Here is a 16,623-nt window from a genome sequence, read left to right as displayed (position 1 = left end):
TGATACTATAAATCAATATAGTATTACATATAATGTTTTCTGGAGTATGACAGCTAAATCTCCTATAAATAGGGAAATTAAAAGGCCTATCAAGATTGAAGGTGCAAACGGCACTCCCCTTTTGATTTTAATTTTAGGATCTATTTTATTTTCTTCAAATAACTTTTTAAGAAGAATTATATTATCTTCAGTTAAACCTGCTGCCATGGAACTTATTAAAAGCTTACCTTTATGGGCGGTAATTCCCGCAGTAGGATCCCCATTTTTTAAAGATTCTTTTATTTTATCAAAAAAACCTTTATCATCCACATAAACTTCATCTGCCCTTTCATACATGTTATAAGCAGGTATCATCCCTTCTTTTAAATCAGAAATTTCATAGTCATCCTGGAGAGCTTTTCTATTTACAGATGTAATCAATTTTCTAATAATTCCAATAACTGTTATTGATAAGAATATAGCAACTATACCGATTACTGTTACTTGTATATTTGTGTATAACGCAAATACTGTGAAGAAAAACAGAATAACAGCCTTTACCATATCAGGCAGTTTCGAGATAATGAAAGATAAGACAATAATAAGAACTAATGAAACTACTATTGTCCTGTAAGGTAGATAAGGCAGTATGATATACGTCAATGAAACTGCTGCTGTTGTAACCAGTGCAAGTACAATATTCTTTTTATATTCTTTAACTGGAGCCAATAATTCATCCACAAGATAATGTTTTCTCCGTATTGCTATAAATAACACGTAAATTAAGAGGAAAGGAAGTATAGAAAGCAAACTATTTATTATAAGAGTAATAGGGAACCCGTAGATAGAAACAATTGGGAAAGCTGCACCCCATATATTGTAACTTAAAGTTAATGGGTAGAAAGGGAGTAAAGCTGCCAGTGCTGTAAATAATTTAACATCTCCACCTGCCCATGCCCCTAATTTCCAGAAAATGTAGCCCAGAGCAAAGATCACCGCTGTAAATATTACACCAGTTACAATAAACCAGATATCATTAATCATAAATGCATATACTGCATTTAGAATAATCCCTAAACCAATTAATGAGAAAGTAAGTTTATTCTGGATAATTCCAGATTTTAAATCTGTATAACTTGCATACAAACATGTTATAATTGCTATGAATGTACAGACTAAAGGTATATCGAAAACCATGATAATCACTTGACCTGTTGTAGATATTAGATATTTGAATTAAATAGCCTAAGATTTATTCTTTTTATTTTCAAATGATGCATTCATAAATGATACAAAGATAGGATGAGCATTATTTGGTCTTGATTTAAATTCTGGATGGAACTGGCAGCCTAAAAACCACGGATGATCTTTAAGTTCTATCATTTCAACAAGTAAATCATTAGGAGATACGCCTGAAATTATTAAACCTTTTTCCTGCAATATTTCACGGTATTCATTGTTGAATTCAAATCTATGCCTGTGTCGTTCATCCACAGACTTTTTTTGATAAGCTTCATATGCCTGTGTTCCAGTTTTAACATTACATGGATAAGAACCAAGCCTCATTGTCCCGCCCATATATTCCACTTTTATCTGTTCAGGCATGATGTCAATAACAGGATTTTTAGTCTCTGGATCAAATTCAGTACTGTTTGCATCTTCAAAACCATTTAATCTTGCAAATTCAATTACCATACACTGCATTCCAAGGCAAATTCCAAATAGTGGGACTTTCTGCTCTATTGAATATTTTACCGCCTCTAATTTTCCAGAGATACCTCTCTCACCAAAACCGCCGGGTATAAGTAGTCCATCCAATCCCCCAAGTTTGTTAGTATCAAGTGAATTTCCAGCATTTATCCAGTCTATATGAACTTTAACTCCAATATTAGCAGCTGCATGTTTTAAAGACTCTCTGATGCTTATATAAGCATCTTCTAGCTCTACATACTTCCCTATAATTCCTATATTTACTACTGGCTCCTCTTTTTTTAAGGATTTCACAATTTTTTGCCAGTCTTTAAGGTCTGGCTGTCGAGATTCCATTTTTAATCTTTTAAGTACATATTCCCCTACATTTTCTTTACTTAAAATTAAAGGAACTTCATAAATTGAACTAACATCAGGACAATTTATAACAGCATTTCTTTCAACGTCACAAAAATGAGCTATTTTTTGTTTTAGGGGAGCATCAATAGATAATTCAGACCTGCAAATTATCATATCTGGAATAATACCCGTACTTCTTAATTCTTTAGTACTGTGCTGAGTAGGTTTAGTTTTAAATTCACCAGCAGCATTCAGGTAAGGTACATAGGTTACATGGACAAACATTACATTGTCATGCCCCTCTTCATTACGCAGCTGTCTCACAGCTTCTAAAAACGGCTGACTTTCTATATCCCCAACAGTTCCACCTATTTCAACTAAAACTACATCAGCATCGCTTTTACTTGAAATTTTTCTTATCATTGACTTAATTTCGTCAGTTATATGGGGAATTATCTGTACGCATGATCCAAGATAATCTCCTTTCCTTTCCTTATCAATAACAGATGAATAAACTTTACCTGTAGTTATATTAGAATCACCGGAGAGTTCTACGTCTAAAAACCTTTCATAATGCCCTAAATCTAAATCAGTTTCCATACCGTCTTCTGTAACAAACACTTCCCCATGTTGATACGGATTAAGCGTTCCTGAATCCCAGTTTAAATAAGGATCTATCTTTATTGCAGTTACATCAATCCCATATGACCTTAATATCCTACCAATTGATGCTGCAGTTATTCCTTTTCCGATTGAACTTACAACTCCACCAGTTACCACTATATATTTTGACAGCTAAACCATCTCCTAATTAATATCGATGTATATCATTAAAAATCTTATATCGAGTTAAAAATTATAATCTACAATCTGGATTTATAAAGCATTATTTATAACATTAATGGAATGCTCTAAAATTAATTCTAACAAATAATAGGGATATTAAAATTATAGTTTAAATATCCAAAAAACTTTTCATAAATTTATGCCCTTCAATGGTGCCCAAAGAACCCATTTTTGCTGAAAATTCATTATACTGGTTGACATTGTCTTTAACACCATTTGTAGAGCACATTGCATAAGGAATTGCATCAGTTGTATGTGTTTTAACAGATATAGGGGTCGCATGATCAGGCAGTATAGAAATAGCATAATTATCAAATTTTGGAAGTTCATCGAGAAGTTTTCCAATGATCTTTTCATCTATACTTTCTATAGCTTTGATCTTTTCTGTGATGTCACCAGCATGGCCTGCTTCATCTGGAGCTTCAACATGAACAAACACTAAATCATGGTCATTTAATGTATCCACTGCATAATTCGCTTTTTGACTGTAATCCGTGTCAAAATAACCAGTTGCCCCCGGAACATTGATATTAGTCAGCCCAAGATAAGATCCAAGACCTTTTATGAGATCTACACCTGTAATGGTAGCGCCTTTTAATCCATATTTTTCAATAAACGGATCCATATTAGGTTTAGTTCCCTGTCCCCATAACCATATCATATTTGCAGGATACTTACCATTTACAGTTCTTTTTTTATTTACAGGATGATCTTCCAGTATTTTCACCGAGTCACACATGACTTTATTTAACAATTCAGCATTTTTATCATCATAAGGCTTTAGAAGGTTTTCTTCAATGTTTTCTCCAACTACATCGTGAGGAGGAGTGGATTTCAAAGATGCCGACTCCACATCATTCATTACAAACAAATGTCTGTAGCTTACACCAAGATAAAATTTTCCAATTTCTGCAAATTCCTGATTTAAAGTATCTATAAGCTCCTTTGCTTCTTCTGTAGAAATATGATTTGCATTAAAGTCTGCTAATTTTCCATCTTTTGCTGTTATAAAATTACATCTAAAAGCAACTTCTCCATTTTGAAGATCAGCACCTATACTTGCCGCTTCAAGCGGCCCTCTTCCAGTATAATATTTTTTAGGGTCATAACCCATTATCGAAAGGTTTGCAACATCAGACCCCGGCAGCATACCTTCAGGAACGGTTTTAAGTAATCCATTTGTACCATTAGATGCTATAAAATCCATATTGGGAATCACAGAAGCTTGAAGAACAGTTTTATTATTTAATTCTTCAAGGGGATAATCTGCCATTCCATCTCCTATTACAACTACGTATTTCATTTTTAAAAGTCTCCAAGTTAATATTGATCCAAACTGATATCGTGTTATTTTAGTTGGTTTACCCGTTGCATTGTTTAATCTTGTAAATACTTATTATATCACTTAAAATAGCAGAAGCAGTTTCAAGTGGCCCTGCACCTTTTCCAACAACAGTTACATCTTCGGCAAGATCTGTTTTAAGTGTCGCCACATTCAGTGTACCGTCTACTGCAAAAGGAGATCCTTCCCTTACAAGTCTTGGTGAAACTTCAAGAACATCTCCAGATACTTCCCCAATTAATTTAATGAGATAACCTTCATTTTTGGCAAGAGAAATAGATTCAGGAGTAATTTTTGATATTCCAATTACTTCCACATCTTTATAACTCACATCTCTACCTATAAGTGAATTTGCAAGAATTACAGTTTTACAGGCCGCATCTATACCTTCAACGTCTTGTGCAGGATTAGTTTCAGCTATTCCCAGCTCTTGGGATTCTTTTAAAATCTGTTCATATGATGAACCTTCTTTAGCCATCCTTGAGAGTATATAATTAGTTGTACCATTTAATATTCCCACTATAGAATCTATATCGCAGCTGGACAGAGTTTCATGGGCAAAGTTTATAATTGGCATTGCCCCACCTACTGAAGCTTCAAATTTAAACTGAACTCCATTATTCATTGCAGATTCATTTAGTTCTTTGAAGTATAAAGCTAAAGGTCCCTTATTTGAGGTAACCACATCTCTTTTGTCCTCAAATGCCTTTAAAATATGTGTTTTAGCAGGTTCACCGTTGCAGATATCAGTAGGAGTTACTTCAACAAGACAGTCATATTCAGCATTCTCAAGTACCTGCATATTTGACATTCCAGAAACTCCATATCCCGGATAATTAGAAACCTTTCCAGTTTTTTCTTTAATTTCAAGGAGTAAATCAAGATCTAACCCCTTATTAGAGATTGCAGCTCCTGAAGTATCTGTAACTGCTACCACCTTAAGATCTAATCCATATTTTTCTTTAAATCTATCATTTTTCAGGGAAATGGCCTTTACTACACCCTTTCCAACTGCACCAAAACCTAAAATACAAATTTTCATTTATTTACTCTCCTAAGTAGCAGCGAATCAACGTCTAAACTTCATTTATAACTAAAAATCCTTTAGATTTTCCAATTTCTTTTATTTTTCCCAGTATTTCTTTTCTTTTACCGGAATCTGCTTCAAGGATGATCTTAGATGCTGATCTTTCTGGATCATCCCCAATTTTTAAATTAAAATCAATTACTCTTACACCTTCAATGTTATTAAGCCTGCCAAGTGCATCTTTAACATCTTTCTCAACGATATTTCCAATAAAGATTGTTCTTATTTTTTCTTTCCTTAAAACACCATCTATTTCCATTATCTGAATATTCTGACTTTCAAGAGAGTCTATAACCTTGTCCAATGTATCTTTATCTCCTTCAATTGTAATTTGGACAGGTATTGTACCCCTTTCAGTTTTAACATCCCTCTGGTGAATTACAGTGACTATATTAGCCCCAAGCCTACTAATAGGCTTAAAAGCATCAGTAAGTTGTCCAGGGATATCTAAAAGTTCTAAAACCAAATTTAACCTCATTCCATCATACCTCATTAAAAAGGATAAACGGTTTTTATTTTACCCATTTTCCTTTTTCTGCAATAATATTTCCATTTTCATCCAGTTCTGCATTTCTAAGAATTTTTTCAGGGTTTTTATCTTTTCCACAATCTGGACGCGTTAGATTAACATTATCAACAATATATTGAGTTTCTTCAAGTTCAGGAATGTCTTGAAGGGCTTCCCGAAATTTTTCTAATATTTTTTCAGCATCTTTTTCTATTTTCATGTTTTTCCCCTCTAAATTAGTTAAATATATAAACTTAACTTTATTTGTTAATTTAAATACTGTATTTATTGAATCTTTTTTCTATATCTCTAAATGATTCTTCCTTTAAAACTTTCTTAACGAGTATTTTGTGGATACCTGATCCATATTGAGCTGCTTTTTTAGGCCTCTTTACGATTTCTTCAGGTACTCCCAGTTCAGCGCCTATTTCCCTGAGGATACATTTTCTCAGGGTATCGCCTCTATTTATTTTATATTTCATAGGTATGTTCATAGCAATATTTATAATATCGGGATCAAGATAAGGCACCCTGAGTTCAATTGAATTTGCCATAGTGACAGCATCATCTCTCTGTAAGTTTACATGATACAGGTTTAAAATATCATTCTTCAAGTCTTCCTGTGCCCTTTCACCTTTCTCCTCATAGAACTTTAAATAACGATTATATCCTCCAAAAAGTTCATCTGCTCCCTGTCCTGAAAGGATGACTTTTAAATTATCTTCATGTGCCATTTCTGCTGCAATATATGCCGGCATTCCCACTCCAATTTTCATAATATTGAATTCTTCTACTGCATCCAATACAGGTATCACATATTCCCTGACATCTTCTACATCTATTACCTTAGTCTTAAGAGATAAATTCATTTCTTCAGCAGTTTTCCTTGCAAACTTAAGATCAGCAGAATCTTTATGGCCAACACTGTAAAGGCGCGTTTTAATTCCAAGATCATTTGTTATTTTGGCAATTATTGTGCTATCTATGCCCCCTGAAAAAAGTATACCCACTTCAGAAAGTCCGGATACTCTCTTTTTTACAGATGTTATCAAAAGCTCCTTTAACTGCTTTCTTAGTGTCTCTTTAGATAAATTAGATTGGCTTCCTAAATTCTGTATATTAACATTTTCATTTAATTTATTGTTTATTTTTACCAGTTCTTTATTATATAACATTGAATCTGGTGGAAGTGTTTTTACATCGGTTATACCTATTTTCCAGAGTGCTTTCTTCTCAGAAGCAAATGCAAAAATTTTTTCATCATTTTCTCCAAAATAAAGGGGTTTTACCCCAACAGGGTCTCGCGCTGCTGCAAAGTTTCTACCATCATACACCGCAAATGCATAATCTCCATCTAATTGTTCAATGGTTTTTATTACTGCATCGTAAAGTGAGCCCTCATAAAAGATTTTAATAAGACTTATAATAATTTCACAATCAGAATCTGTTTTAAAATCTATATTAAACTTGTTTTTAAGTTCTTTAAAATTGTATATTTCCCCATTACATACTAAAACATAATTATCATAGACTATGGGTTGTGAATCAGGTTCACACCCAACTATAGAAAGTAAATTATGTCCAAGTCCAAATGATCCTTCAGAAATTTCTAAATTATTTAAATTTCCATAAGATGTAACACCATCTACAAAAACGCCGGTTCCATCAGGACCTCTATGTTTTAAAGAGATAAGCATATCATATAGTTTTTTTGATATATCTGTTCCCATTACTCCTGCTATTCCGCACATACTCAACTTCCCAATTTAAAAAATTAAAAATATTCCTCAAATTAGTATTTATTTTATAGTAAATAACATGTGAAAATTCCCTCAAAATCCTCAAAAATCTAGATTTTTGGGCCCTCGAAATTCATAGAATTTCGGGGCATGTAAAAACATTCGGTTTTTACGGTTGTGAAGCTTGCTTCACAAACACCGAAAATTTATATAAAAATTTTCGAGTGTTCAGAAAATCTCAAGGAGATTTTCTTCAACCTCAAAAAATTCTATGAATTTTTTGGGACTGTCAAACGCGGAGCGTTTGAGCATGTAAAAAATCTCCGATTTTTTACGGTTGCAAATTTTCAATTTGCAAACATTGGAAATCAAAGATTTCCAAAGGTTAGAAAATACTGCGTATTTTCTAAAAATCAATGATTTTTTGGGGCATGGAAAAAATTTCTAATTTTTTCCGGTTGCGAAACATAGTTTCGCAAACATCAAAAATGTTGTCAAATCCCTCAAAAATTCAAAGAATTTTTGGGGCACGAATCAAAGATTAGTAAGCTCTGATTTGACACAGCAAAAATCGTAGATTTTTGCATGCTTTGCATCTTTGACGTTGAAGGAAAACCATAGTTAGAGAAAAATGCGTAGCATTTTTCTTCAGCTTCGTTCCGTAAACACAACTTATTAAACGTTTATTTTTGAGTTAAAATTTAAAGCATATCCACAAATTTCTTATAAATACTTGTCAAAAATATTTCCATAATAAATCAATATTTGAAGTAGATTTTTCATATTTATTTACTTTTTCCCACAGAAGATATGGGCTATTACTGAATTTTATTAGCTATTTAAACAACTATCATAACCATTTTACATATTCGATATTAAAAATTTTAATATGTTTAATTATTTTATTTACCCACTGTCCTATTTAATACTTTTATCATAATATTTAAAGATTTTAATGGTTTTTATTCTAAAAATATCTGATAATTACGTGACAATCTTTTAATTATATTAAATATATCCTATTTTCTTATAAATAACAAAAAAACAATTGAATTAATTTAATATTTTTTATCTAAATTTTATTTTATAATTTTGTTTTTTTTAATTTACTTAATTCGAAAGAAAATATTAATGTAATTTTGTTTAATAATGTTCAAATTACTAATTTTTTGTTGAATGATTAGTTTAGTATATTTATATAATTTAAAATATTATTACTAATAGTAAATTTTTTATTACATATGTAATATAATAATTAATTAAAGTATTACATTGAAGGATACAATGAATACCACTACCAAAAAGAAAATCTTGGAAATATGTTATGCACCAAAAATTGAGATTTTTTTTCATAACCACATCTAATTTTCTATGGACTTTTATATCATACAAAATGTCCCACTACGTGCATAATAAAAATTAGATATTTTTAACTCCTATTTTAACTAAATAAACAATTTAATAGGAGTAACGAATTGATTTGGAGAATTTAATGGTTAATTCTGTGCTGAAAAATAACAGGGGGAAACTGAATGAAAAAAGTTTTGGTTTTATTTCTAACCATAGCTGTGGTAGCAGGTACCAGCATTGGATTCGGCGCAACTTTAAATTCAAATACAAATGATCCTGGAAATACAATTAACACAGCCGCCAATGATGGAAGCAATATTGATAATTCTCAAAATGATGGAAACGGTGATAATATAAATCAAAATAGGGATGACACTGATAATGGTCAAGGGAAAAATGATGGAAACAACTTTGACCAAGATTATGGAAACAACTATCATGGAAATGACAAAGATAACTGGTACGACGGGTTCTGGAATAAAAAAGATAAAGGATTCGATAAATGCTACGATAAAGATTATGATACGCTGTGGAACTGCCATGATACAGATGAATGCTGTGACGACGACGATTGGTGTAATGATGAATACTGTGACAACGACGATTGGTGTGATGATGACGATGAATGTTACAATGCTAATTACATAAATAATCAAATAGCCATTAATAATGATATAAACAATGTAAACGTGAATACTGCATCTAATGCAGGAACTGAACTTGCTTCAGGTAGCAAAGCTAGTCAGATATACGGTGAAATTCAGGAATATAATTATAAAAATAGATCTGCCAATGAATTACCTATGCAGAAAACAGGTTTACCAGTTGTACCTGCACTTTTATCCACATTACTTGTAGGCAGCGGTTTATTGTATAGAAAATTAAGGAAATAATCCACTCCTTAATTTTTATATTTTTCAGTATAAAATTTTCATACAGTAATAAATCTTTTAGTTTAATTTATTGGTTTTTAAAGATATTTAATTGTTAGATATGTTAATTCTAAATTTCATCTATATTTTTTTATTATTTGACATAAACCAGTTTATTAATTTATTTACTATTAAAAAAATAGATAATAAAAATTTTATTTTTATTATAAGGATTATTATACTTTAATAAATTAATTAAATTATTGTACTATTTTTATTCCTTTTTTTAGTAAAAATAAGAAAGTTTTTATTGTATTATTAATATAATAATCAATTATAGTATTAACATAATGGGCATGGATAATCCTGTTAAAAAGGAAAGCATAAATAATCCATATTTCACAATTTATAGGTATTAACAACTTAAGTTCTCCCAAAATTCATTTAATACAATAAAATACATTTATAAAAATTTAAGCCGGTTAAATTTCCTTTTTAATAAATTAGTTCCAACATGTTATCCAGCCTGAGGGCTTTTAATCATTTCAAGATGATGCCCTGCACAAAAAATTAAGGGAGGGAACCTCATGAATAAAACATTGGTTTTATTTCTAGCTTTTATCGTTACGATAAATGTTAGTCTCGGAGTTAGTGCAGCTGCAGCACAAGATTCAAACGATGTCGGAAATATAACTATTGATTCATATAACCTAAACTTAGATCCCAACACAAATCATCAGAAAGATCCTGGAAAAACATTGCCACTACAGAAAACTGGTTTACCAGTTGTACCTGCACTTTTATCCATATTACTTGTACTTAGTGGCTCATTATATGTAAAAATAAGGAAATAATTCTTATTTTTTTTATTTTTTTAATTTTATAGGTTTAAATTTGTTAATATATACTAAAAACTTTTTTTATCAATTCATCTGATTTAAATACAGTACAATTACAATTTAAGCTCCTTTTTTATTTTCACATTCCCCCAGTAGTCTTAATTATCCAAAACATTAAATAGATTTAGCTTTTAAATCGTTTATTTTCATGAAATATTGGTCATTATTGATTTATACGTTTCAATATACAAAATAAAGTTCATTTCATTATAATTACTGCAAAATAAATCAAATTTATTTAGAAGTTTCTAATTGCACTCTATTTTTTAAACTTTATTTTTTTAAATTTGTTAGTACTAAAGAGGGTTGCAAAAAATGCTTTCTTAATATTAGTTAAATTACTATTTTTTTATTGGTTAATCTGCTGGGTATATTAATATTATTTTTCCTTTTAATACAAATAGTAAAGTTTTTATTATATTAATAATATAATAAGCTACAATAGTAATAACATGATACTTGCAAGAAATACAGCTATCAAAGGGGAAGATATGTTACAATCCATCAAATCTAAAAAATCAATAATTTCCACAATTAGTTTTACGCATCCATTGATCTCTCCCTTAACTAGAAGATCCTTATAAACAAAAACTAAAAAATAATGGCATTTAATGTCCCATTTTTGATATTGAATCAGATAATTAGGGACTCAAAGCAAATAAATCGTTAAGTAGGGTATCTTAAATATAGATGGAGTTTTACTAACCCTGCCCTACGCCTAAAATACTGGAGGAAAAGAATATGAAAAAAGCATTAGTATTACTTCTAGCATTTGTAATGGTTATAGGTGCTGGAATGGGATTTGGTGCTGCAGCAGATACAGATTCAGGTACAGGCGACACAACTGTACAGGATACTGATCAAGGTCAAGATGCTGTAGATAATGGCGATGATGGTCAATCTGATGAAAATGATGATCAACAAGATGGTGATGACCAGTCTGAAATAGATGATGGCCAGGATGCAAACGATGGCGATGATGGAAAAGAAGATGGAAAAGACGATGAAACAACCATCATAATCATCCAAAAGAAAATCATGTACTACTTATACTACAGCGGCTACTGTGGAAATGGCTGTGGATCCAGTGGAGGTAACAGTGGTGGTAACAACGCTGCAAACAACGCTGCAAACAAATCTGCTGGACAAACAGTACCTATGCAAAAAACTGGTTTACCTATATTACCTGCTGTTTTATCAACATTGATGATAGGTAGTGGTTTATTGTATGGTAGATTAAGGAACTAACTTCCTTAATCATACCTTTTATTATTTTAAAACAAAAATTGAAATTATTTAAATGCTCTTTTTTAGGATGATATTTAATTATTTAATAACTGGATTAATATAATGAATTATATATAAATTATTTTTTTATATCTATTAAAAAAACTATTAGATTTCATTACTAAGTCCTATTCCTACTTCATTTTGTACATTAATTTTTTTTAAATTTAATTATATCAAAGAGAATTATAAAATAGATTCTATCAATATTACTTAAATTAGTAGTTAATTAATAACTAATTAAAATATTATATTAATATTATTTTTGTATTTAATACTAATCGTAAAGTTTTTATTATATTACTGATATAATAAGCAAGTAATAACACACAAATAAGCAAGTAATAACACAACTTACCAAATATAATCATCACGGAAAATAATCTGCAATCAGTTTACATTAAAAATTCAAAACAAGACAAAAAACTGCTTTAAACATATCATTAATCATTAGTAGAGCAATTGCGTTGTTAAGGGTGTCATAACCCCGCTCTGCACCAAAAAATAGGAGGTTACCATATGAACAAGATATTGATAACATCATTTTTGAAAGTGAACAAGATACATACCACAAATTGAAGAAATTATAAGAAAAAAGTAAACTTAAATGCTCTATAACAAATATATCAAAAATTCATAACTAATATTTTTATATCATTTTTCTATTGTCAACTTAATCTGGTTTAACTCCATAAAATTCTAAAAGTTTTTTCAATGATTTAATATACGGTTTAGGTGGTTTAATATCTTTTTGCTCATTATAAAATTTTAAAAGCTTATTAACATATTTAGACATTTTAATTCCTTCTATTTTTAATTTGAAGTTATAATATTTCCTTTTTCATGGTTCATTTAGAAGTTTACTAAAATGTTAAACATTTTGTTGGATTTATCCTGAAGTTAGCTAAAATGTTAAACATTTTGTGCATATTTTATTATACAAACTTAATGAATTATTATTACTAAATTAATTTTATTTATTTTAGTATTACTTATTAGATAGTTTTTATACATCATATATACAAAATTAAACCGGATAGAAGTAAATAAATAGAAAAATAATGGTTTTAAAGGATTATTAGTTGAAAATAGTAGTAAATACAGCTTTTTATTTAATAAACAGAATTTTAAAGATAATTGAGTTTGAATGATTTTCCAAATAAAATAGAATGTAATATGCTTTTTTTCCATACTCACACACATTTTTCATCATTGTTTAATTGTAATTTAATGTTTTTTCGGTAAGATGGGCTATATGATATAATGTAAAATTGGCTTTTTTGAATAACAGTTCTACCAGTTAATATTTTTCATAATTTCTTCCTCTAATTAAAGAACATTGTTTTAATCATTCTAAAAATTTTTTTAATGTAATTCTTTATACTCTCATCATTTTGGGGATAGCAAATTTTACATTCTATGCAAGTTCCTATTCCACAGGAATACCTACATCTTTTATACATTTACTCACCTTTAAAAGCTCTTTTGCTAATATTTCTAATCTTCCATTCTCATTTTCAAAATTTTTTATATGTTGGCTTATTAATTCCCCTGCAATCTTGCTTTCACTTTTATTTGTCACAAAACTTAGCAGTGTTAGTTTTGCATCCTTTTTTCTGTTTAGATAGACTTTATTTAGAAAATTTTTTCGCATTGGTTTTCCTGTTTTTCTTTCAAGCTGATTTAGTGCAGCTAAAATTCTTCTTTCATCTACTCTGCAAGACAATTTTACACCTCTTTAAAACACTTGAGCATTGTAAGTACTTACGGTACTATAAGATCATACTATATTAAAAAGATATACTATTTAATGAAAAGTAGAAAAGCTTAAATGCAAATTTTAAAGCTTTACAGTACAATAATTAGATTAATTAGGATTATTAAGTTATAAAATCATGTAATCATAGATTTAATATAAAATTAATCAAAATAAAATACTAAAAATGATTTAAACAGTACAAAAATTAATTTATCTTTATTGTAAATAATATAATTTTTATTATTTTATTTAAATATATGATCTAAAATAGGATATATATTGTAAAAAGGATTCCATAGTATACATGATCTATTTTGGATCATGTATTCTAATTTGAAATATAAACAACACATGATCCAAAAAGGAATACATATTGTAAAACACACTACATATAGTACCTGATCTAAAATAGAATATATATTACAAAAAAGAGTAGGTACTCAGGTGATTATATGGATGACTTAGCATGGGGAACAGATGCAGAATTAACCGATGAACAATTTTACAATAGGGAAGAAGATATTTCGTTAATTAAAACATTATTAGAATCAACTTCTACTGGATCTGCTCCAACGCTTATGATAGCCGGTATTAGGGGAGTAGGAAAGACAGTTTTACTTAAAAAAATAAAAAAAGAACTTGAAAATAATTATCTGATTTGTTATGCTGATCTGTCTGCTACATCTGGTTATCAAATGGGTAACTTAACTGAAATGGGCATAATGATACATTTTTATGAATGTTGGATGGAATCATGCAAAAATAAGGGGTTTTCTAAAATATTAAATAAGGTAAAAAGACAATTGACAACAAAAAATTTTGGAATACGAGAGTTTGTAGATGCTGGAGGATATCCTATACCCATACCTAAAGCAGAAGATGATTATAAAAAGCTTTCAAAATTTGTTTTAGAACTACCACAACTAATTTATGAAGACCATTCTGATGAAATTAAAGGATCCATTCTCATTATTGATGAATTTCAGGTTCTTAAGGATCTGGGTGATAGATTAAATACATTTTTATGGTTCCTTAGAAGCGTAATTCAAAGTCAAAAAAACGTAGCCTATGTTTTCTCAGGATCTGTAAATTCAAGAGATTCTATAACTGAACAAATAGCAGGTAAAGATGGTGCTTTTGGAGGTAGAATGTTAAATATAGAAATACACCCATTCACTAAGCAAACAGTACAAAATTATCTAAATGAAAAATTACCTTCTCTAAATTTGGATGATGGAGGATTTGAAAGATTTTACAAATGCACAAATGGAATACCATTTTATGTAAATACATTTGCTAAATTACTTCCAACAGATATTCTTTTAGATGAAAACAAAGTAAAAAAAGAATTTAAAAGGACATTACCACTAATTGCAGTTCATTTATCGAATCAATGGAATAGATTGACCTTACAAGAACAAAATATTATAACAACCATTATTAATGGCCCTATTAAACGGAAAGACATTGCAAATAAATTGAATATAACTCCAGGTTCATTAAGTAAACCATTAAATAAATTACAGAAATTAGAATTGATAGAACTAAACGAAGTAGGTTATGATATTGCAGAGCCTATTTTAAAAGCTTGGCTTAAAAAAGAATATGAAGAAAAAGGTGTTTTTCCATTTAGAAGTGTTTAAAGAGTTGTATTTTTCTAATAAATGCGTAGATGTTATAAATAGTCACTGTTATTATGTTAAATTAATATTTAGGGAATCATTAACCTTTTTTATTTTATTTGACATATTAACTTGCTTTAAACGCGTTGTATGTGCTAGCAGTTGTTGTACTATTCCAACAGCATAGATAATCTTATAAATTAAAACTTTTTTTGGTAAAGATTATACTACTATCACTATCACAAATAATAGATTTAAATAATAATTGAGAACTTCGTATTAGTTTAATTTAACGAAGTTCAGCCAAAAAAGTACAATAAAATGCCTCTTAAAAATAAACAATGTTCAAAAAAAAAGATATATATCTATAAAAAATTAAACATCGTTTAGAATTTATGATCTATTATTTTTAAAGATTAGGTGTAGATGTAAACTTGCAAAATTGAAAATTGTTCATTTTGAATAGATATATTCTTATAAAAATTTTAAAATTAATAAGATCCATAATATTCAAGTAAAAAAATTAAAAGAAATTTTATTAATATTCTTCACATAATATTTGGAAATATTTAGTTGGATGGTCACAAGAAGGACATTCTTCTGGTGGTTTCATACCTACGTGAACATAACCACATTTTCTGCAAACCCATTCAACTTCTTTATCCTTTTTGAAAACTGTGCCTGCTTCTATTTTTTCCAAAATCTTTTTAAATCTTCCCTCATGGTGTTCTTCTACATTACCAATTGCCCTTAATCTTTTGGCAATATCAGTTAAACCTTCTTTTTCAGCCATGTTAGCAAATTCAGGGTACATTACAGTATATTCATGATTTTCGCCAGCAATTGTTGCTTTGAGGTTTTCAACTGTAGTTCCAAGAGTTGTAGGAGCATCTGCAGTAACAATAATTTCTTCTGGTTCTCCATTCTCATTTTTTAAACTGTTTATCATCTTCATTGCCCATTTTGCATGCTCTCTTTCATTTTCTGCAGTGTTTAAAAAGATTTCAGAAAGCTGTTCATACCCTTCCTTTTTTGCAACTTTTGCATATATTGTATACCTATTTCTTGCCTGACTTTCACCAATAAAAGCTTTTGCTAAATTTTCTAACGTTTTTTGCATATTAATTCACCAATATTGTGTATCTACTTCTGCTTATTAATTTTTTTATAAAAAAATACTTTAAATTGATATATAATATGAAAAAATGAAAAATATAATAATTTTACATCTTAAAAAAGATAAATAGAATTATATAAATGTAATCTGTTATTCTGCTTCTTCTA

General features: G+C 29.5%; 13 protein-coding genes. 4 read left to right on the top strand and 9 right to left on the bottom strand.

Annotation, left to right across the window (positions count from 1 at the left end; translation table 11 throughout):
• Positions 1–12: 12 nt before the first annotated feature.
• The 7 genes from ASJ80_RS04460 to asnB form a co-directional block, all read right to left on the bottom strand.
• Complete coding sequence (locus ASJ80_RS04460; protein WP_069585195.1) at positions 13–1,176, bottom strand: A24 family peptidase C-terminal domain-containing protein; 1,164 nt, start codon at positions 1,174–1,176, stop codon at positions 13–15.
• Between the two features lie 48 nt (positions 1,177–1,224).
• On the bottom strand, positions 1,225–2,823 hold the full coding sequence (gene pyrG, locus ASJ80_RS04455) for a glutamine hydrolyzing CTP synthase (protein ID WP_069585198.1): 1,599 nt from the start codon (positions 2,821–2,823) through the stop codon (positions 1,225–1,227).
• Positions 2,824–2,983: 160 nt separating this feature from the next.
• Positions 2,984–4,177 (bottom strand): cofactor-independent phosphoglycerate mutase, encoded by a 1,194-nt coding sequence (locus ASJ80_RS04450; protein WP_069585200.1) that lies wholly within the window; start codon positions 4,175–4,177, stop codon positions 2,984–2,986.
• Between the two features lie 58 nt (positions 4,178–4,235).
• Positions 4,236–5,258: a homoserine dehydrogenase gene (locus ASJ80_RS04445; protein WP_069585202.1), complete on the bottom strand. Its 1,023-nt coding sequence runs from the start codon at positions 5,256–5,258 to the stop codon at positions 4,236–4,238.
• Between the two features lie 34 nt (positions 5,259–5,292).
• Positions 5,293–5,781, bottom strand: coding sequence for an amino acid-binding protein (locus ASJ80_RS04440; protein WP_069585204.1), 489 nt, complete (start codon positions 5,779–5,781; stop codon positions 5,293–5,295).
• A gap of 34 nt (positions 5,782–5,815) precedes the next feature.
• On the bottom strand, positions 5,816–6,031 hold the full coding sequence (gene gatC / locus ASJ80_RS04435) for an Asp-tRNA(Asn) amidotransferase subunit GatC (RefSeq protein ID WP_069585206.1): 216 nt from the start codon (positions 6,029–6,031) through the stop codon (positions 5,816–5,818).
• Between the two features lie 52 nt (positions 6,032–6,083).
• The gene (gene asnB, locus ASJ80_RS04430) at positions 6,084–7,562 is read right to left on the bottom strand and encodes an asparagine synthase (glutamine-hydrolyzing) (protein WP_069585208.1); all 1,479 of its coding nucleotides are present in this window, start codon (positions 7,560–7,562) and stop codon (positions 6,084–6,086) included.
• A 1,520-nt stretch (positions 7,563–9,082) separates the two neighbouring features.
• Between asnB and ASJ80_RS04420 the strand changes: the two genes are divergently transcribed.
• The 3 genes from ASJ80_RS04420 to ASJ80_RS04410 all read left to right on the top strand — a co-directional run bounded on the left by ASJ80_RS04420 (position 9,083) and on the right by ASJ80_RS04410 (position 11,919).
• Positions 9,083–9,793: a hypothetical protein gene (locus ASJ80_RS04420; RefSeq protein WP_069585766.1), complete on the top strand. Its 711-nt coding sequence runs from the start codon at positions 9,083–9,085 to the stop codon at positions 9,791–9,793.
• 566 nt (positions 9,794–10,359) lie between these two features.
• Positions 10,360–10,626, top strand: a complete 267-nt coding sequence (locus ASJ80_RS04415; RefSeq protein WP_069585765.1) for a hypothetical protein — start codon at positions 10,360–10,362, stop codon at positions 10,624–10,626.
• 786 nt (positions 10,627–11,412) lie between these two features.
• Complete coding sequence (locus ASJ80_RS04410) at positions 11,413–11,919, top strand: hypothetical protein (RefSeq protein ID WP_069585764.1); 507 nt, start codon at positions 11,413–11,415, stop codon at positions 11,917–11,919.
• Positions 11,920–13,387: 1,468 nt separating this feature from the next.
• Here the strand turns inward: ASJ80_RS04410 and ASJ80_RS04405 are convergent.
• Positions 13,388–13,684, bottom strand: a complete 297-nt coding sequence (locus ASJ80_RS04405; protein WP_048082527.1) for a hypothetical protein — start codon at positions 13,682–13,684, stop codon at positions 13,388–13,390.
• Positions 13,685–14,169: 485 nt separating this feature from the next.
• Between ASJ80_RS04405 and ASJ80_RS04400 the strand changes: the two genes are divergently transcribed.
• Positions 14,170–15,360 (top strand): AAA family ATPase, encoded by a 1,191-nt coding sequence (locus ASJ80_RS04400; RefSeq protein ID WP_069585763.1) that lies wholly within the window; start codon positions 14,170–14,172, stop codon positions 15,358–15,360.
• 517 nt (positions 15,361–15,877) lie between these two features.
• On the opposite strand, the gene rbr is transcribed toward ASJ80_RS04400, so the two are convergent.
• Complete coding sequence (gene rbr / locus ASJ80_RS04395; RefSeq protein ID WP_069585762.1) at positions 15,878–16,459, bottom strand: rubrerythrin; 582 nt, start codon at positions 16,457–16,459, stop codon at positions 15,878–15,880.
• Positions 16,460–16,623 lie beyond the last annotated feature (164 nt).

It is taken from the genome of Methanobacterium bryantii, from assembly GCF_002287175.1.
In the GTDB taxonomy this organism is placed as follows: Archaea; Methanobacteriota; Methanobacteria; order Methanobacteriales; family Methanobacteriaceae; genus Methanobacterium_D; species Methanobacterium_D bryantii.
The sequence above is the reverse complement of the archived record's forward strand: the minus strand, read 5'-3'. Positions and strand labels throughout refer to the sequence as shown.